This is a genomic window from Thalassotalea sp. G20_0 (assembly GCF_017744175.1).
Taxonomy (GTDB): Bacteria; Pseudomonadota; Gammaproteobacteria; order Pseudomonadales; family Endozoicomonadaceae; genus Endozoicomonas.
This window is the reverse complement of the sequence record NZ_JAGHQV010000028.1, coordinates 1-20,445: the sequence shown is the minus strand read 5'-3', so window position 1 is coordinate 20,445 and position 20,445 is coordinate 1. Positions and strand designations below refer to the sequence as shown.

The following is a 20,445-nucleotide window of genomic DNA, read 5'->3' as shown; positions in this document are numbered from 1 at the left end:
GAAGGCGATTACTGGCTGCTTGTTTTCTTCCTCTTTGCCGGGTTGGTTTGCTCTTCTAAATGTTCTTCACCAGTCACGTATGCAGCATCTGTCCACCCTCTTTTAAGTGAAACAGAGTCATGCCCCTGTGGCGGGATGCCTATTCTGATCTTTATTTGATCAATATATGGTTTCATTAAATCTTTGTTCAAAAGCTGGTTAGCCGGGATTTCAATGACCTCAAATCCTGCTTTTTGCAGCAGTGCGATTTTAAGCAGAGTCGAACCCTTCCTGGTTTTGAAATCACCACCTACGTAATGAGACGGTCCCTGAACTTCAATCACCATGTTGTGATCTGGCAAAAGCAGGTCAACCGGAGGTAATGAGTTTAGACTCTTTTCTTCTTCGATCTTCAAAGCTGGAATAGATGATTTGAGTTGATCACGGAAGTCGGCTTGGTTTTTTGAAATGATTGCCTGGTAATGGCGGACGACCGAACAGGTTCTGCCAAGCCAACTTGCAGCCATAGTAATGATGGATTGATCCTCTTCATTATCTGGCGATGTATTTTTCAGGCGAGTCAACAGGTAATCCATGTGCTTTTTAAGCACGTTATTTTTATGGGCATTGGAGTCTAGAGCCAACCTGGCACAGCATACCATGACTCCCCAGAGAGACATCGATATCTCTTCCTGAGAAAACTGCAGGTTCTTATTGATTCGATAGACAAGCGATTCGAACGTAGAGATAGCCGGGTTCAGCTCAATGAGTTCACCCAGTTTTGCCATGGCCCACAGCAGGTTGGCGATGTGCTGGGGAATAAATTGGTCTTTCTGTGCATTCACGTGGGGCAACAGTGCGGCCACAGCATCTTTGAGCTCTGGTGTCTGCTCCTGCCCGTTATCCACCAGTTTTGCCATGGCCCACAGCAGGTTGGCGATATGCTGGGGAATAAATTGGTCTTTCTGTGCATGCAGGTGGGGCAACAGCGCGGCCACAGCATCTTTGAGCTCCGGTGTCTGCTCCTGCCCGTTATCCACCAGTTTGGCCGTGGCCCACAGCAGGTTGGTGATTTCCTGCGGGTTAAAGTTAGCTTTTTGTACGTTCACGCAGGTCAACAGCGTAGCCACCGCTTCGTTGAACTCTGGTGTCTGTTCGTACCCGTTGTCCACCAGTTTTGCCATGGCCCACAGCAGGTTGGCGATATGTTGGGGAATAAATTGGTCTTTCTGTGCGTTCACGCTAGGCAACAGCGCGGCCACGGCCTCTTTGAGTCCTGGTGTCTGCTCCTGCCCGTTGTCCACCAGTTTCGCCATGGCCCACAGCAGGTTGGCGATTTCCTGTGGTATAAAGTTAGCTTTCTTTGCGTTTACGTGGAACAACAGCGCAGCTACAGCCTCTTTAAGCTCTGGTGTCCACTCATGCCCGTTGTCCACCAGTTTCGCCATGGCCCACATCAGGGTGGTGATTTCCTGTGGTTTAAAGTTCGCTTTCTGTGCGCTCACGTGGGGCAACAGCGCAGCCACGGCCTCGTTGAGCTCTGCTTTCCGCTCCTGCCCGTTGTCCTCCAGTTTTGCCATGGCCCACAGCAGGCTGGTGATTTCCTGTGGTTTAAAGTTCGCTTTCTGTGCGTTCACTTGCGGTAACAACGCGGTCACGGTCTCGTTGAACTCTGGGGTCGATTCCAGCCCGTTGTCCACCAGTTTCGCCATGGCCCACAGCAGGTTGGTGATATGCTGAGGAATAAATTGGTCTGTCTGTGCGTTCATGTGTGGCAACAGCGCGGCCACGGCCTCTTTGAGACTTGGTGTCTGCTCCTGCCCGTTGTCCACCAGTTTCGCCATGGCCCATAGCAGGATGGCGATTTCCTGTGGTGTAAAGTTAGCTTTCTGTACGTTCACCAATAGTGGGTCCACAGCTTCTTTGAGCTCTGGTAACCGCGCCTGCCCGTTGTTCACCAGTTTTGCCATGGCCCACAGCAGGTTGGCGATTTCCTGTGGTTTAAAGTTAGCTTGCTGTGCGTTCACTTGGGGCAACAGTGCGGCTACAGCATCTTTGAGCTCTGCTGTTTGCCTGTAGCCGTTGTCTACCAGTTTTGCCATGGCCCACAGCAGGTTGGCGATATGCTGAGGAATAAATTGGTCTTTGTGGACGTTCACGTGGGGTAATAGCGCCGCCACGGCCTCTTTGAGTTCTGGTGTTCGCTCATGCCCATTGTCTATCAGTTTCGCCATGGCCCACAGCAGGTTGGCGATAGCCTGAGGAATAAATTGATCTTTGTGTACATTCACGTGGGGCAACAGTGCGGCCACAGCATCTTTGAGCTCTGGTGTTTGCTCCAGCCCGCTGTCCACCAGTTTCGCCATGGCCCACAGCAGGTTGGAGATTTCCTGTGGTTTATAGTTAGCTTTCTGTGCGTTCACCTGGGGCAACAGCACGGCCACTGCCTTGTTGAGACCTGGTGTCCGCTCCAGCCCTTTGTCCACCAGTTTCGCCATGGCCCATAGCAGGTTGGCGATATGCTGAGGAATAAATTGGTCTTTCTGTGCGTTCACGTGGGGCAACAGCGCAGCCACGGCCTCGTTGAACTCTGGCGTCTGCTCCTGAGCGTTGTCCAACAGTTTCGCCATGGCCCACAGCAGGTTGGCGATTTCCTGTGGTTTAAAGTCAGCTTGTTGTGTGCTCACGCGGTGTAACAAAGCGACCACGGTCTCGTTGAACTCTGATGTCCTTTCCTGCCCGTTGTTCACCAGTTTTGCCATGGCCCACAAAAGGTTGGCGATAGCCTGGGTGGCAATATCCCTGGCTGGAAGTTTTTGTTTGCAGTTAAATATTATTGCATCAAGTAGCGTTGACAATAAGTTAGCCTGAGTAAGTTTAACTCGCTCATCCATGGGTTTATGAAGGGTAAAAACACCCGCTGAAGTAAATGAGTGCAGTGTTGTCGTCAGGCTTCGCCAATTCCAGCTCCGGGTTGCGGTAAAATTTTGCAGCAACCGCACCAGCTGGCTTTGTTCCGCTCGATTTAACGGTCTTTTAGCCGCTGACGTGTATTTTTTAATTGAACTGGCATATTGCCCGTGATTTCTCCCATCATAGCGATGACCGAAACGATTCGATTTACTCACCAGATCATCCATTATTTCCTGTTTGATGAGGGCATTAAAATCTTGAGCAAAATTTACTGAACGGCACTGTAGATGTTGATAAGAGCGTGTGCCAGAAGACTGATAATATTCATTGCGACCCGGTGCAGTGCGGGGGGGATTATCCCATTGTCTGACTGTGGCATGTCTGTACCGCCCGGGGCTTGAAGAAGGACTATGGCCATTCGGCTGGTTGTAACCGTTATCAGATCTTGTGTATTGATCACTGATACCAGTAGAACTTCTATCCATAATTATATTTCATTAATTCATGAAAATATAAAAAGCAGACTGCTGTTCTGCTCAGAAGTTCATTTTGCGGCAAAGTTTTCTTGAGTCATGATGGGAGGAAGGCGATTACTGGCTACTTGTTTTCTTCCTCTTTGCCAGGTTGCTTTGCTCTACTAAATGTTCTTCGCCAGTCACGTATGCAGCACCTGCCCGCCTTCTTTTAAGTGGTACAGAGCCATGACCCTGTGGCGGGATGCCTGTCCTGGTCTTTATTTGATCAATATAGGGTTTCATTAAATCGTTGCTCAAAAGCTGGTTAGCCGGGATTTCAATGACCTCAAATCCTGCTTTTTGAAGCAGTGCGATTTTCAGCAGAGTCGAACTATTCCTGGTGTTGAAATCACCACCTACGTAATGATAGGGGCCCTGAACTTCAATCACCATGTTGTGATCTGGCAGTAGCAGGTCAACCGGAGGTAATGAGTTCAGACTCTTTTCTTCTTCAATCTTCAAAGATGGAATAGATGATTGGAGTTGATCACGGAAGTCGGCTTGGGTTTTTGAAATGGTGGTCTGGTAATGGGGGACCACCGGACACGCTCTCCCAAGCCAACTTGCGGCCATGGCAATGATGGATTGAACCTCTGCATTTTCTGGGGATGTATTTTCCAGGCGAGTAAACAGGTCATCCATGTGCTTTTCAAGCACGTTATTTTTATTGGCATTGGGAACCAGAGACAACCTGGCGCACCATACCATGACTCCCCAGAGAGACATCAATATATCTTGCTGAGAGAGCTGAGGGTTTTCACTGATTAGGTAGACAAGCGATTCAAATGTGGATGTAACCATGTTCAGCTCAACGAGCTCACCCAGTTTCGCAGTGGCCCACAGCAGGTTGGCAATTTCCTGTGGTTTAAAATTAGCTTTCTGTGCGTTCACGTGGGGCAACAGCGCAGCCACGGCCTCGTTGAACTCTGGCGTCTGCACCTGCCCGTTGTCCACCAGTTTCGCCATGGCCCACAGCAGGTTGGCGATTTCCTGTGGCTTAAAGTGAGCTTTTTGTGCGTACACGTGGGGCAACAGTGCGGCCACAGCCTCTTTGAGCGCTGGTGACCACTCCTGCCTGCTGTCCACCAGTTTCGCCATGGCCCACAGCAGGTTAGCGATTTCCTGTGGCTTAAAGTGAGCTTTTTGTGCGTACATGTGGGGCAACAGTGTGGCCACAGCCCCTTTGAACGCTGGTGACCACTCCTGCCTGCTGTCCACCAGTTTCGCCATGGCCCACAGCAGGTTAGCGATTTCCTGTGGTTTAAAGTTAGCTTTCTGTGCAATCACGTGGGGCAACAGCGCGACCAGAGCCTCTTTGAGTTCTGGTTTCCTGTCCTGCCCGTTGTCCACCAGTTTCGCCATGGCCCACAGCAGGTTGGCGATTTCCTGTGGTTTAAGGTGAGCTTTCTGTGCGTTCACTTGGGGCAACAGCGCGGCCACGTTCTTTTTGAGCCCTGGTGTCCGCTCCAGCCCGTTATCCACCAGTTTCGCCATGGCCCACAGCAGGTTGGCGATTTCCTGGGCATTAAATTGGTCTTTCTGTGCAATCACGTGGGGCAACAGCGCGACCAGAGCCTCTTTGAGTTCTGGTTTCCTGTCCTGCCCGTTGTCCACCAGTTTCGCCATGGCCCACAGCAGGTTGGCGATTTCCTGTGGGTTAAAATTGGCTTTCTGTGCGTTCACGTAGGGTAACAGCACGACCACGGGCTCTTGGAACTCTGTTGTTTGCAACTGCCCGTCGTCCACCAGTTTCGCCATGGCCCACAGCAGGTTGGTGATAGCCTGTGGTTTAAAGTGAGCTTTCTGTGCGTTTACCTGGGGCAACAGCGCGGCCACAGTCTCTTTGAGTACTGGTGTTTGCTCCTGCCCGTTGTCCACCAGTTTCGCTATGGCCCAAAGCAGGTTGGTGATCCCCTGGGCAGTAAATTGGTCTTTCTGTGCGTTCACGTAGGGCAGCAGCGCGGCCACGGCCTCGTTGAGCTCTGGTGTCCGCTCCTGCCCGTTGTCCACCAGTTTCGCCATAGCCCACAGCAGGTTGGCGATATGCTGAGGACTAAACTGGTCATTCTGTGCGTTCACGTGGGGCAACAGCGCGGCTACTGTCTCGTTGAGCTCAGGTGTCTGCTTCTGCCCATTGTCCACCAGTTTCGCCATGGCCCACAGTAGGTTGGCGATACCCTGGACTTTAAACTGGGCTTTCTGTGCGTTCACGCGGGGTAACAGCGCGGCTACGGTCTCTTTAAGTTCTGGTGTCCGCTCCTGACCGTTGTCCACCAGTTTCGCCATGGCCCACAGCAGGTTGGCGATATGCTGAGGAATAAATTGGTCTTTCTGTGCGTTCACGTGGGGCAACAGCGCAGCCACGGCCTCATTGAACTCTGGTGTCTGTTCCTGCTTGTTGTCCACCAGTTTCGCCATGGCCCACAGCAGGTTGGCGATATGCTGAGGAATAAATTGGTCTTTCTGTGCGTTCACGTGGGGCAACAGCGCAGCCACGGCCTCGTTGAACTCTGGTGTTTGCTCCTGCTTGTTGTCCACCAGTTTCGCCATGGCCCACAGCAGGTTGGCGATTTCCTGTGGTTTAAAGTGAGCTTTTTGTGCGTTCACGTGGGGCAACAAGGCGGCCACGGCCTCGTTGAACTCTGGTGTTCGTTCCTGCCCGTTGTTCACCAGTTTTGCCATGGCCCACAGAAGATTGGCGACAGCCTGGGGGGCAATATCCTTGGCTGGATGTTTTTGGTTGCAGTTAAATATTATTGCATCAAGTAACGTTGACAATAAGGCCGCTTGAGTACGCTTAACTCGCGCATCCATGGGTTTATGAAGGGTAAACACACCCGCTGAAGTCAATGAGTGCATTGTTGTCGTCAGGCTTCGCCAATTCCAGCTCCGGGTTGCTGTGAAATTTTGCAGCAAACCCATCAGCTGGCTTTGTTCCCCTCGATTTAACGGTCTTTTAGCCGCTAACGTGTATTTTTTAACTGAACTGGCATATAGGCCGTGATCTCTCCCATCATAGCGATGACCAAAACGATGCGATTTACTCACCAGATCATCCATTATTACTGGTTTGATGAGGACATTAAAATCTTGAGCAGAGTTGACTGAACGGTGAATTAAATATTGAGAAGGGCGTGTGCCGGAAGAATGGTGAAATTCATTACATTCCAGGGTAGAGCGGGGGTGGCTATCCCATTGTCTGACTGTGGCATGTCTATATTGCCCACGCCCTGAAGAAGGGGCATGGCCATTCGGTTGGTTGTAACCGTTACCTGATCTTGCGTATTGACCACTGATACCAGCAGAACTTCTATCCATAATTATATTTCATTAATTAATGAAAATATAAAAAGCAGACTGCTGTTCTGCCCGGAAGTTCATTTTGCAGAAAAGTTTACTTGAGTCATGATGGGAGGAAGGCGATTACTGGCTGCCTGTTTTCTTCCTCTTTGCCGGGTTGGTTTGCTCTGCTAAATGTTCTTCACCAGTCACGTATGCAGCATCTGTCCAACCTCTTTTAAGTGATACAGAGTCATGACCCTGTGGCGGGATGCCTGTCCTGGTCTTTATTTGATCAATGTATGGTTTCATTAAATCGTTGTTCAAAAGCTGGTTAGTCGGGATTTCAATGACCTCAAATCCTGCTTTTTGCAGCAGTGCGATTTTCAGCAGAGTCGAACCATTCCTGGTGTTGAAATCACCACCCACGTAATGAGAGGGGCCCTGGACTTCAATCACTATGTTGTGATCTGGCAGTAGCAGGTCAACCGGAGGTAATGAGTTCAGACTCTTTTCTTCTTCAATCTTCAAAGAGGGGATACATGATTGGAGTTGATCGCGGAAGTCGGCCTGGGTTTTTGAAGTGTCTGTCTGGTAGTGGAGGACGACCGGACACGCTTTGCCAAGCCAACTGGCGGCCATGGCAATGGTGGTTTGATCCTTTTCATTATCCGGTGATGTATTTTCCAGGCGAGTCAACAGGTCACCCATTTTCTTTTCAAGCACGTTATTTTTATTGGCATTGGAGACCAGAGACAACCTGGCACAGCATACCGTTACGCCCCAGAGAGACATCGATATCCCTTCCGGAGAAAACTGAAGGTTCTTACTGATTCGACCGACGAGCGATTCGAACACAGAGGTAGCCTCGTTCAGCTTAACGAGTTCACCCAGTTTTGCCATGGCCCACAGCAGGTTAGCGATTTCCTGTGATTTAAAGTCAGCTTTTTGTTCGATCACGAAAGGCAACAGCGCGACCACAGCCTCGTTGAGCTTTGGTGTGTGCTCCTGTGCTTTGTCCACCAGTTTCGCCATAGCCCACAGAAGGTTGCTGATTGCCTGGGGTGTAAAGTCAGCTTTCTTTGCGTTCACGTGGGGCAACAGCACGGTAACGGCCTCCATGAGCCCCGGTATCTTATCCTGCACGTTGTCCGCCAGTTTCGCCATGGCCCACAGCAGGTTGGCGATACCCTGGGTATTAAATTGTTTTTTCTGTGTGTTCACGAGGGGCAACAGTACGGTCACGGTCTCTTTGAGACCTGGTGTCCAATCCTGCTTGTTGTCCACCAGTTTTGCCACAACCCACAGCAGGCTGGTGATATGCTGGGGAATAAATTGGTCTTTTTGTGCTTTCACCTGGGGCAACAACGCGGGCACAGCATCTTTGAACTCCGGTGTTCGCTTCAGCCCGCTGTTAACCAGTTTTGTCATGGCCCACAGCAGGTTGGCGATTTCCTGTGGTTTAAAGTCAGCTTTTTGTTTGTTCACATGGGGCAACAGCGTAGCCACTGTTTCGTTGAACTTTGGTGTCTGTCCGTACCCGTTGTCCCCCAGTTTTGCCATGGCCCACAGCAGGTTGGCGATTTCCTGTGGTTTAAAGTTAGCTTTCTGTTTGTTCACGAGGGGCAACAATGCGGCCACGGTCGCTTCGATCTTTGGCGTCCGTTTCTGCCCGTTGTCCACCAGTTTCGCCAAGGCCCACAGCAGGTTGGCGATTTCCTGTGGTTTAAAGTTAGCTTCTTGTACGTTCACGTGGGGCAACAGCGCAATCACCGTTTCGTTGAACTCTGGTGTCTGTTTGTACCCGTTGTCCACCAGTTTCGCCATGGCCCAGAGCAGGTTGGCGATACCCTGGTGATTAAATGGGTCTTTCTGTTCGTTCACGCAGTGCAACAGCGCGGCCACAGCCTTTTTGAGCTCTGGTGTCTGTTTGTACCCGTTGTCCACCAGTTTCGCCATGGCCCAGAGCAGGTTGGCGATACCCTGGTGATTAAATGGGTCTTTTTGTTCGTTCACGTGGGGCAACAGCGCGGCCACGGCCACTTTGAGCTCTGGTGTATGCTCCTGCCCGATGTCCACCAGTTTCGCCATGGCCCATAGCAGGTTAACGATGGCCTGGGCATTAAATCGGTCTTTCTGTGCGTTCACGTGGGGCAACAGCGCGGCCACGGCCTCTTTAAGCTCTGGTGTGTGCACCTGCCCGTTGTCCACCATTTTCGCCATGGCCCACAGCAGGTTGGTGATGTGCTGAGGAATAAAGTGGCCTTTCTCTTCTTTTGATTCGGCTTTGGTTTTCACATTGGCCAGCAGCGCGGCCACGGCCTCGTTGAACTCTGGTGTCTGCTCCTGCCCGTTGTCCACCAGTTTTGCCATGGCCCACAGCAGGTTGGCGATAGCCTGAGGAATAAATTGGTCTTTCTGTGCGTTCACGCTGGGCAATAGCGCGGCCACGGCCTCTTTGAGATCTGATGTCTGCTCCTGGCCGTTGTCCACCAGTTTGGCCGTGGCCCATAGCAGGTTGGCGATAGCCTGAGGAATAAATTGGTCTTTCCGTGCGTTCACGCTGGGCAACAGCGCGGCCACGGCCTTTTTGAGATCTGGTGTCTGCTCCTGGCCGTTGTCCACCAGTTTCGCCATGGCCCATAGCAGGTTGGCGATGGCCTGGGCATTAAATTGGTCTTTCTGTGCGTTGACGAGGTGCAACAGAGCGGCCACAGCCTCTTCGAACTCTGCTGTATGCTTCTGGCCGTTGTCCAGCAGTTTTGCCATGGCCCACACCAGGTTGGTGACGTCCTGTGGTTGAAAGTGAGCTTTCTGTGCGTTCACGTGGGGCAACAGCGCAACCACGGCCTCTTTGAACTCTGGAGTAAGCCCCAGCCCGTTGTCCAGTAGTTTTGCCATGGCCCACAGCAGGTTGGTGATTCCCAGGGCATCAATATCCCAGGCTGGAGGTTTTTGGTTGCACTTGAATCTTATTACATCCAGTAGCGTTGACAATAAGGCAGCTTGAGTACTCTTAACACGCTCATCCATGGGTTGATGAGGGGTAAAAACACCCGCTGAAGTCAATGAGTGCATTGTTGTCGTCAGGCTTCGCCAATTCCAGCTCCGGGTTGCTGTGAAATTTTGCAGCAAACCCATCAGCTGGCTTTGTTCCCCTCGATTTAACGGTCTTTTAGCCGCTAACGTGTATTTTTTAACTGAACTGGCATATAGGCCGTGATCTCTCCCATCATAGCGATGACCGAAACGTTCCGATTTACTCACCAGATCATCCATTATTTCCTGTTTGATGAGGGCATTAAAATCTTGAGCAGAGTTGACTGAACGGTGAATTAAATATTGAGAAGGGCGTGTGCCAGAAGAATGGTGAAATTCATTACATCCCGGGGTAGAGCGGGGGTGACTATCCCACTGTCTGACTGTGGCATGCCTATACCGCCCACGCCCTGAAGAAGGGGCGTGGCCAATCGGTTGGTTGTAACCGTTATCTTGTCTTGTGTATTGATCACTGATACCAGCAGAACTTCTATCCATAATTATATTTCATTAATTCATGAAAATATAAAAAGCAGACCGCTGTTCTGCTCAGAAGTTCATTTTGCAAAAAAGTTTACTTGAGTCATGATGGGAGGTAGGCGATTACTGGCTGCTTGTTTTCTTCTTCTCTTCTTCTTTTTTGCTGGACTGGTTTGCTCTTCTAAATGTTCTTCACCAGCCACGCATGCAGCATCTGCCCACCCTCTATTAAATGATACAGAGCCATGCTCCTGTGGGGGGATGCCTATCCTGGTCTTTATTTGATCAATATAGGGTTTCATTAAGTCCTGATTCCAAAGCATGTTGACCGGGATTTCAATGACCTCAAATCCTGATTTTTTCAGCAGTGCGATTTTCAGCAGAGTCGAACCATTCCTGGTTTTGAAATCACCATTCACGTAATGAAATGGTCCCTGAATTTCAATCGCAATGTTGTGATCTGGCAGAAACAGGTCAACCGGAGGTAATAAGTTCAAACTCTTTTCTTCTTCAATCTTCAAAGAGGGAATGCATGATTGGAGTTGATCGCGGAAGAAAGTTTGAGGTTCTGAAATGGTCGCCTGGTAATGGGGGACGAACGGAAACGGTCTGCCAAGCCAACTGGCGGCCATGGCAATGACGCGTTGATCCTTTTCATTGTCCGGGGGGAGATTTTCCAGGCCAGTAAACAGGTCCTTCATGTGCTTTTCAAGCACGTTATTTTTATTAGCATTGGGGACCAGAGACAACCTGGCACCGCATGTCATTAGGCCCCAGAGAGACATTGATAGCTCTTGCTGACAGATCTGAGGGTTTTCACTGATCAGGTAGACAAGCGATTCGAACATAGAGGTAAGCACGTCCAGCTCAACGAGCTCACCCAGTTTCGCAGTGGCCCACAGCATGTTGGCGATTTCCTGTGGTGTAAAGTTAGCTTTTTGTGCGTTCACCCGGGGCAACAACGGGGCCACGGCCTCGTTGAGACCAGGTATCTGCTCTTGCCCGTTGTCCAGCAGTTTTGCCATGGTCCACAGCAGGTTGGCGATATTCTGAGGGCTAAACTGGTCTTTCTGTGCGTTCACGCAGGGCAACAACGCCGCCACAGCGTCGTTGAGCGCTGGTGTCCGTTCATGCCCGTTGTCCATCAGTTTCGTCATGGCCCACAGCAGGTTGGCGATATGCTGAGGAATAAATTGGTCTTTCTGTGCGTTCACCCGGGGCAACAACGCGGCGACGGCTTCTTTGAACTCTGGTGTCAACTCCCCGTTGTCCACCAGTTTTGCCATGGCCCACAGCAGGTTGGCGATATGCTGAGGAATAAATTGGTTTTTCCGGGCATTCACGCGGGGCAACAGGGCGGCCAACGCCTCATTGAGCGCTGGTATCTTTTCCTGCCCGTTGTCCACCAGTTTCGCCAGGGCCCACAGCAGGTTGGCGATGTGCTGAGGAATAAATTGGTCTTTATGTGCATTTACTTGGGGCAACAGCGCGTCCACGGCCTTGTTGATTTCTGGTGTCTGCTCCTGCCCGTTGTCCACCAGTTTCGCCATGGCCCACAGCAGGTTGGCGATGTGCTGAGGAATAAATTGGTCTTTCCGTGCGTTCACGAGGGGCAACAGCGCGGCCACGGCCTCGTTGAGCTCTGGTGTCTTCTCCTGCCCGTTGTCCACCAGTTTCGCCATGGCCCACAGCAGATTGGCGATATGCTGAGGAATAAACTGGTCTTTCTTTGCGTTCACTTGGGGCAACAGCACGGTCATGGCCTCGTTGAGCTCTGGTGTCGGCTCCTGCCCGTTGTCCACCAGTTTCGCCATGGCCCACAGCAGATTGGCGATATGCTGAGGAATAAACTGATCTTTCTGTGCGTTCACCTGGGGCAACAGCACGGCCACGGCCTCGTTGAGCTCTGGTGTCGGCTCCAGCCCGTTGTCCACCAGTTTCGCCATGGCCCATATCAGGCTGGCGATTTCCTGTGGTTTAGAGCAAGCTTTTTGTTTGTTTACGTGTGTCAACAGCGCAGACACAGCCTCTTTGAGTTCTGTTGTCTGCTCCTGCCCGTTGTCCACCAGTTTCGCCAGGGCCCACAGCAGGTTAGCGATACCCTGAGGAATAAATTGGTCTTTCTGTGCGTTTACGTGGGGCAACAGGGCGGCCACGGCCTCGTTGAGCCCTGGTGTCCACTCCTGGCGGTTGTCGACCAGTTTCGCTATGGCCCACAGCAGGTTGGCGATACCCAGTGGTTTAAAGTTTGCTTTTTGTACGTTCACGTGGTGCAGCAGCACGGCTACGGCCTCATTGAACTCCGGTACCCACTTCTGGCCGTTGTCCGACAGTTTCGCGATGGCCCACAGCAGGTTGGCAATACTCTGGGTATTGAATTGGTCTTTCTGTGCGTTCACATGGGGCAACAGCGAAGCCACGGCCTCCTTGAACTCTGGCGTCCGCTCCTGCCCGATGTCCACCAGTTTGGCCATGGCCCACAGCAGGTTGGCGATTCCCTGAGGAATAAATTGTTTTTCCTGTGCGTTCACATGGGGCAACAACACGGCCACGGCTTCTTTGAGCTCTGGTGTACGCTCCTGCCCATTGTCCAACAGTTTCGCCATGGCCCACAACAGGTTGGCGACACCCTGAGCATCAATATCCCTGGCTGGAGGTTTTTGGTTGCACTTGAATATTATTGCATCAAGAAGTGTTGACAATAAGGTAGTCTGAGTAAGTTTAACTTGCTCATCCATGGGTTTATGAAGGGTAAAAACGCCCGCTGAAGTCAATGAGTGAAGTGTTGTCGTCAGGCTTCGCCAATTCCAGCTCCGTGTTGCTGCGAAATTTTGCAGCAAACGCATCAGCTGGCTTTGTTCTGCTCGATTTAACGGTCTTTTCGCAGCGGATGTGTATTGTTTAATTGAATTGGCATACAGGCCGTGATTTCTCCCATCATAGCGATGACCGAAACGGTTCGATTTACGCACCAGATCATCCATTATTTCTGGTTTGATGAGCGCGCTAAAATCTTGAGCAGGGTTTACTGAACGGCGCTGTAGATGTTGAGAAGGGCGTGCGTCAGAAGAACGGTAAAATTTATTACGCCCCGGGTTTGTGCGTGGGGTATTATCCCACTGCCTGACCGTGGCATGTCTGTATCGTCCACGCCTTGAAGAAGTAGCATGGCCACCTGGTCGGTTATAATCATTATCGGATCTTGCGTATTGACCACTGATACCGGCAGAGCTTCTGTCCATAATTATATTTCATTAATTCATGAAAATATAAAAAGCAGACTGCTGTTCAGTTCAGAAGTTCATTGTGCGGAAAAGTTTACTTGAGTCATGATGGGAAGAAGGCGATTAATGGCTGCTTGTTTTCTTCCTCTTTGCCGGGTTGGTTTTTTCTTCTAAATGTTCTTCGGCAGTCACGTATGCAGCACCTGCCCAACCTCTTTTAAGTGATACAGAGCCATGCTCCTGTGGCGGAATGCCTATTCTGGTCTTTATTTGATCAATGTATGGTTTCATTAAATCCTGACTCAAGAGCCTGTTAACCGGAATTTCAATGACCTCAAATCCTGCTTTTTGCAACAGTGCAATTTTCAGCAGAGTCGAACCATTCCTGGTTTTGAAATCACCACCTACGTAATGACCCGGTCCCTGAACTTCAAGAACCATGTTGTGATCTGTCAGCAGCAGGTCAACCGGAGGTAATGAGTTCAGACTCTTTTCTTCTTCAATCTTCAAAGATGGAATAGATGATTGGAGTTGATCGCGGAAGTCGGCTTGGGTATTTGAAATGGTTGTCTGGTAATGGGGGACGACTGGACACGCTCTGCCAAGCCAACTTGCGGCCAGGACAATGGTGCGTTGATCCTCTTCATTGTGCAGGAATGTATTTTCCAGACGGGTAAACAGGTCGTCCATGTGTTTTTCAAGCACGTTATTTTTATTGGCATTGGAGTCTAGAGACAACCTGGCACAGCATACCATGACTCCCCAGAGAGACATCGATATCTCTTCCTGAGAAAACTGAAGCTTCTCACTGATTCGATAGACAAGCGATTCGAACGTAGAGGTAGCCAGGTTCAGCTCAATGAGTTCACCCAGTTTGGCCGTGGCCCACAGCAGGTTGGCAATACCCTGGGCATTAAATTGGTCTTTCTGTCCGCTCACGCAGGTCAACAGCGCAGCCACCGCTTCGTTGAACACTGGTGTCTGTTCGTACCCGTTGCCCACAAGTTTTGCCATGGCCCACAGCAGGTTGGTGATATGCTGGGGAATAAATTGTTCTTTCTGTGCATTTACGTGGGGCAACAGGGCAGCCACGGCCTCGTTGAGCTCTGGTGTTTTCTCCAGCCCTTTGTCCACCAGTTTCGCCATGGCCCACAGCAGGTTGGCAGTTTGCTGAGGAAAAAATTGGTCTTTCTGTGCGTTCACGTGGGGCAACAGCGCGGCCACGGCCTCTTTGAGTTCTGGTGTCTGCTTCTGCCCGCTGTCCACCAGTTTCGCCATGGCCCACAGCAGGTTAGCGATACCCTGTGGTTTAAAGTGAGCTTTCTGTGCGTTCACGTGGGGCAACAGCGCGGCCACGGTCTCTTTGAGTTCTGGTGTCTGTGCCTGCCCGTTGTCCACCAGTTTTGCCAGGGCCCACAGCAGGTTGGCGATGCCCTGGGCCTTAAATTGGTCTTTCTGTGCGCTCACGAGGGGCAACAGCACGGCCACGGCCATTTTGAGCCCTGGTGTCTGCTCCTGCCCGTTGTCCACCAGTTTCGCCATGGCCCACAGCAGGTTGGCGATATGCTGAGGAATAAATTGGTCTTTCTGCGCGTTCACGAGAGGCAGCAGGGCGGCCACTGCTTCGTTGAGCCCTGGTGTCTGCTGCTGCGTATTTTCCACCAGTTTCGCCATGGTCCATAGCAGGTTGGCGATATGCTGAGGAATAAATTGGTCTTTCTGTGCGTTCACGTGGGGCAACAGCGCGGCCAAGGCCCTTTTGAGCTCTGGTGTCGGCTCCTGCCCGTTGTCCACCAGTTTCGCCATGGCCCACAGCAGGTTGGCGATTTCCTGAGGTTTAAAGTTAGCTTTCTGTGCGTTCACGTGGGGCAACAGCACGGCCACGGCCTTGTTGAACTCTGGTGTCCACTCCTGCCCGTTGTTCACCAGTTTCGCCATGGCCCACAGCAGGTTGGCGATATGCTGAGGAATAAATTGGTCTTTCTGTGTGTTCACGTGGTGCAACAGCGAGGCAACGGCCTCGTTGAGCTCTGGCGTCCGCTCCTGCCCGTTGTCCACCAGTTTCGCCATGGCCCACAGCAGGTTGGCGATTCCCTGAGGAATAAATTGTTCTTTCTGTGCGTTCACATGGGGCAACAACACGGCCACGGCCTCGTTGAGCTCTGGTATCCGCTCCTGCCCGTTATCCACCAGTTTCGCCATGGCCCACAGCAGGTTGGTCATTTCCTGTGGTTTAAAGTGCGCTTTCTGTGCGTTCACCCAGGGCAACAGCGCAACCACAGCCTCGTTGAGTTCTGGCGTCTGCTCCTGCCCGTTATCCACCAGTTTCGCCATGGCCCACAGCAGGTTGGCGATATGCTGAGGAATAAATTGGTCTTTCTGTGTGTTCACGTGGTGCAACAGCGAGGCAACGGCCTCGTTGAGCTCTGGCGTCCGTTCCTGCCCGTTGTCCACCAGTTTTGCCATGGCCCATAGGAGGTTGGTGATACCCTGTTGTGTAAAGTTAGTTTTCTGAGCGATCACTTGGGGCAACAAGGCGGCCACGGCCTCGTTGAGCCCTGGTGTCCGCTCCTGCCCGTTGTCTACCAGTTTTGCCATGGCCCATAGCAGGTTGGCGATTTCTTGTGGTGTAAAGTCAGCTTTCTGAGCGATCACCTGGGGCAACAAGGCGGCCACGGCCTCGTTGAGCCCTGGTGTCCGCTCCTGTCCGTTGTCCACCAGTTTTGCCATGGCCCATAGCAGGTTGGCGATTCCCTGAGGAATAAATTGTTTTTTCTGTGCGTTCACATGGGGCAACAACACGGCCACGGCCTCTTTGAACTCTGGTATCCGCTCCGGCCCGTTGTCCACCAGTTTCGCCATGGCCCACAGCAGGTTGGCGATTCCCGGGGCATCAATATCCCTGGCTTCAGGTTTTTGGTTGCAGTTAAATATTATTGCATCAAGTAGCGTTGACAATAAGGCAGCTTGAGTGAGCTTAACATGCCCATCCATGGGTTTATGAAGGGTAAAAACACCCGCTGAAGTAAATGAATGAAATGTTGTCGTCAGGCTTCGCCAATTCCAGCTCCGGGTTGCTGTGAAATTTTGCAGCAAATGCATCAGCTGGCTTTGTTCTGTTCGATTTAACGGTCTTTGAACAGCTAACGTGTATTTTTTAATTGAACTGGCATAGTGCCCGTGATTTCTCCCATCATAGCGATGACCGAAACGATTCGATTTACTCACCAGATCATCCATTATTTCCTGTTTGATGAGGGCATTAAAATCTTGAGCAGAGTTTACTGAACGGCACTGTAGATGTTGATAAGAGCGTGTGCCAGAAGACTGATAAAATTCATTGCGACCCGGTGCAGTGCGGGGAAGGGTTTCCCATTGTCTGACTGTGGCATGTCTGTATCGCCCACGCCCTGAAGAAGGGGTATGGCCATTCGGTTGGTTGCAACTGTTTTTTGATCTTGTGTATTGACCACTGATACCAGCAGAATTTTTATCCATAATTATATTTCATTAATTCATGAAAATATAAAATGCAGACTGCTGTTCTGCCCAGAAGTTCATTGTGCGGCAAAGTTTACTTGAGTCATGAAGGGGGGAAGGCGATTACTGGCTGTTCTTTTTCTTCTTCTCTTCTTCTTTTTTGCTGGATTGGTTTGTTCTTCTAAATGTTCTTCACCAGTCACGTATGCAGCATCTGCCCACCCTCTATTAAATGATACAGAGCCATGCTCCTGTGGGGGGATGCCTATCCTGGTCTTTATTTGATCAATATAGGGTTTCATTAAATCGTTGTTCAAAAGCTGATTAGCCGGGATTTCAATGACCTCAAATCCTGCTTTTTGCAACAGTGCGATTTTCAGCAAAGTCGAACCATTCCTGGTGTTGAAATCACCACCCACGTAATGAGACGGTCCCTGAACTTCAATCACCATGTTGTGATCTGGCAGAAGCAGGTCAACCGGAGGTAATGAGTTCAGGCTCTTTTCTTCTTCAATCCGCAAAGATGGAATGCATGATTGGAGTTGATAGCGGAAGTCGGCCTGGGTTTTTGAAATGGCTTTGTGGTAATGGCGGACGACCGGACACGTTCTGCCAAGCCAACTTGCGGCCATGATCATGATGGATCGATCCTCTTTATTATCTGGCGAGGTATTTTCCAGGCGAGTCAACAGGTCATCCATATGCTTTTCAAGCACGTTATTTTTATTGGCATTGGAGTCTAGAGCCAACCTGGCACAGCATACCATGACTCCCCAGAGAGACATCGATATCTCTTCCTGAGAAAACTGAAGGTTCTTACGCATTCGATAGACAAGCGATTCGAACGTAGAGGTAGCCACGTTCAGTTCAACGAGTTCACCCAGTTTGGCCGTGGCCCACAGCAGGTTGGCAATACCCTGGGCATTAAATTGGTCTTTCTGTGCGTTCACGAGGGGCAACAGCGCGACCACAGCCTCGTTGAGCCCTGGTGTTGGCTCCTGCCCGTTGTCCACCAGTTTCGCCATGGCCCACAGCAGGTTGGGGATACCCTGGGCATTAAATTGGCCTTTCTGAGCGTTGACGCAAGGCAACAGCGCGGCCATGGCCTCTTTGAATTCTGGTGTCTGCTCGTGCCCGTTGTCCAACAGTTTCGCCATGGCCCACAGCAAGTTGACGTTTTCCTGTGGTGTAAAGTTCGCTTTCTGTGCCTTTATACGGGGCAATAGGGTGGCCACGGACTCTTTGAGCCCTGGTGTCTGCTCCTGCCCGTTGTCCACCAGTTTCGCCATGGCCCACAGCTGGTTAGCGATACCCTGAGCACTAATATCACTGGCTTCAGGTTTTTGGTTGCACTTGAATATTATTGCATCCAGTAGCGTCGATAATAAGGCAGCTTGAGTGAGCTGAACACGCTCATCCATGGGTTTATGAAGGGTAAAAACACCTGCTGAAGTCAATGAATGGAGTGTTGTCGTCAGGCTTCGCCAGTCCCAACGCCGTGTTATGGTAAAATTTTCCAGCAGACCTATCAGCTGGCTTTGTTCCGCTCGATTTAACGGTCTTTTCGCAGCGGATGTGTATTGTTTAATTGAATTGGCATACAGGCCGTGATTTCTCCCATCATAGCGATGACCGAAACGGTCCGATTTACGCACCAGATCATCCATTATTTCTGGTTTGATGAGCGCGTTAAAATCTTGAGCAGGGTTTACTGAACGGCGCTGTAGATGTTGAGAATGGCGTGTGTCAGCAGAACGGTAAAATTTATTACGCCCCGGGTTTGTGCGTGGGGTATCATCCCACTGCCTGACCGTGCTATGTCTGTATCGACCACGCCTGGAAGAAGTAGCATGGCCACCTGGTCGGTTATAATCATTATCTGATCTTGCGTATTGACCACTGATACCGGCAGAACTTCTATCCATAATTATATTTCATTAATTCATGAAAATATAAAAAGCAGACTGCTGTTCTGCTCAGAAGTTCATTTTGCGGAAAAGTTTACTTGAGTCATGGTGGGAGGAAGGCGATTACTGACTGTTTGTTTTCTTCCTCTTTGCCGGGTTGGTTTGCTCTGCGAAATGTTCTTCACCAGTAACCCATGCAGCACCTGTCCACCTTCTTTTAAGTGATACAGAGTCATGACCCTGTGGCGGGATGCCTATTCTGATCTTTATTTGATCAATATAGGGTTTCATTAAATCGTTGCTCAAAAGCTGGTTAGCCGGGATTTCAATCACCTCAAATCCTGCTTTTTGCAACAGTGCGATTTTAAGCAGAGTCGAACCATTCCTGGTGTTGAAATCACCACCCACGTAATGAGAGGGGCCCTGAACTTCAATCACTATGTTGTGATCTGGCAGAAGCAGGTCAACCGGAGGTAATGAGTTCATACTCTTTTCTTCTTCAATCTTCAAAGAGGGTATGCATGATTGGAGTTGATCGCGGAAGTCGGATTGAGGTTTTGAAATGGTTGTCTGGTAATGGGGGACGATCAGACATGGTCTGCCAAGCCAACTGGCGGCCATGGCAATGATGTGTTGATCCTTTTCATTGTCCGGGCATGTATTTTCCAGGCGAGTAAACAGGTCATCCATGTGCTTTTCAAGCACGTTATTTTTATTGGCATTGGAGACCATAGACAACCTGGCACAGCATACCATTACGCCCCAGAGAGACATCGATATATCTTGCTTAGAGAGCTGAGGGCTTTCTCTGATTCGGTAGACAAGAGATTCGAATGTAGAGGTAACCACATTCAGCTCAGCGAGTTCACCCAGTTTCGCCATGGCCCACAGCAGGTTGGCGATTTCCTGTGGGTTAAAGTTAGCTTTCTGTGCGTTCACGTGGGGCAACAGCACGGCCACGGTCTCGTTGAGACCTGGTGTTCGCTCCTGCCCGTTATCTACCAGTTTCGCCATGGCCCACAGCAGGTTGGCGATATTCTGAGGATTAAATTGGTCTTTCTGTGAATTCACGTGGGGCAACAGTGCGGCCACGGCCTCGTTGAGATCTGGTGTCCGCTCCTGCCCGTTGTCCACCAGTTTCGTGATGGCCCACAGCAGGTTGGCGATATGCTTAGGAATAAATTGGTCTTTCTGTGCGTTCACGCGAGGCAACAGCGCAGTCACGGCCTCCTTGAACTCTGTTGTCTGCTCCTGCCCGGTGTCCACCAGTTTCGCCATGGCCCATAGGAGGTTGGTGATGCCCTGGGCATTAAACTGCTCTTTCTGTGCGTTCACGCGGGGCAACAGCGCAGCTACGGTCTCTTTGAGTTCTGGTGTCCGCTCCTGACCGTTGTCCACCAATTTCGTCATGGCCCACAGCAGGTTGGCGATATGCTGAGGAATAAATTGGTACTTCTGTGTGTTTACGTAGGGCAGCAGCTCAGCCACGGCCTCGTTGAGCTCTGGTGTCCGCTCCTGACCGTTGTCCACCAATTTCGCCATGGCCCACAGCAGGTTGCCGATTTCCTGTGGTTTAAAGTTAGCTTTCTGTGCGTTAACGTGGGGCAACAGCGCGGCTACAGCCTTTTT

Annotated in this window: 7 protein-coding genes; all 7 read right to left on the bottom strand. The window is 50.8% G+C overall.

What is annotated here, in order from left to right:
• Positions 1-8: 8 nt before the first annotated feature.
• Positions 9-3,377, bottom strand: a complete 3,369-nt coding sequence (locus J7438_RS16285) for an RAP domain-containing protein (RefSeq protein WP_209277386.1) — start codon at positions 3,375-3,377, stop codon at positions 9-11.
• 105 nt (positions 3,378-3,482) lie between these two features.
• On the bottom strand, positions 3,483-6,725 hold the full coding sequence (locus J7438_RS16280) for an RAP domain-containing protein (RefSeq protein ID WP_209277385.1): 3,243 nt from the start codon (positions 6,723-6,725) through the stop codon (positions 3,483-3,485).
• A gap of 105 nt (positions 6,726-6,830) precedes the next feature.
• A complete protein-coding gene (locus J7438_RS16275) occupies positions 6,831-10,223 on the bottom strand; it encodes an RAP domain-containing protein (RefSeq protein ID WP_209277384.1) in 3,393 nt (1,130 codons plus the stop codon).
• A gap of 59 nt (positions 10,224-10,282) precedes the next feature.
• Positions 10,283-13,447 carry an RAP domain-containing protein gene (locus J7438_RS16270; protein ID WP_209277383.1) on the bottom strand — a complete coding sequence of 1,055 codons (3,165 nt, stop codon included), beginning with the start codon at positions 13,445-13,447 and terminating at the stop codon, positions 10,283-10,285.
• Between the two features lie 105 nt (positions 13,448-13,552).
• Positions 13,553-16,927 carry a DUF1601 domain-containing protein gene (locus J7438_RS16265; RefSeq protein ID WP_209277382.1) on the bottom strand — a complete coding sequence of 1,125 codons (3,375 nt, stop codon included), beginning with the start codon at positions 16,925-16,927 and terminating at the stop codon, positions 13,553-13,555.
• 59 nt (positions 16,928-16,986) lie between these two features.
• Positions 16,987-18,834: an RAP domain-containing protein gene (locus J7438_RS16260; protein WP_209277381.1), complete on the bottom strand. Its 1,848-nt coding sequence runs from the start codon at positions 18,832-18,834 to the stop codon at positions 16,987-16,989.
• A 105-nt stretch (positions 18,835-18,939) separates the two neighbouring features.
• Positions 18,940-20,445, bottom strand: a 1,506-nt coding sequence (locus tag J7438_RS16255) for an RAP domain-containing protein (RefSeq protein ID WP_209277380.1), incomplete at its 5' end; no start/stop codon positions are given.

Bases quoted from the DNA above. Each gene is read 5' to 3' on its own strand.
- J7438_RS16285 (WP_209277386.1), bottom strand. From the start codon at position 3,377: ATGGATAGAAGTTCTACTGGTATCAGTGATCAATACACAAGATCTGAT.
- J7438_RS16280 (WP_209277385.1), bottom strand. From the start codon at position 6,725: ATGGATAGAAGTTCTGCTGGTATCAGTGGTCAATACGCAAGATCAGGT.
- J7438_RS16275 (WP_209277384.1), bottom strand. From the start codon at position 10,223: ATGGATAGAAGTTCTGCTGGTATCAGTGATCAATACACAAGACAAGAT.
- J7438_RS16270 (WP_209277383.1), bottom strand. From the start codon at position 13,447: ATGGACAGAAGCTCTGCCGGTATCAGTGGTCAATACGCAAGATCCGAT.
- J7438_RS16265 (WP_209277382.1), bottom strand. From the start codon at position 16,927: ATGGATAAAAATTCTGCTGGTATCAGTGGTCAATACACAAGATCAAAA.
- J7438_RS16260 (WP_209277381.1), bottom strand. From the start codon at position 18,834: ATGGATAGAAGTTCTGCCGGTATCAGTGGTCAATACGCAAGATCAGAT.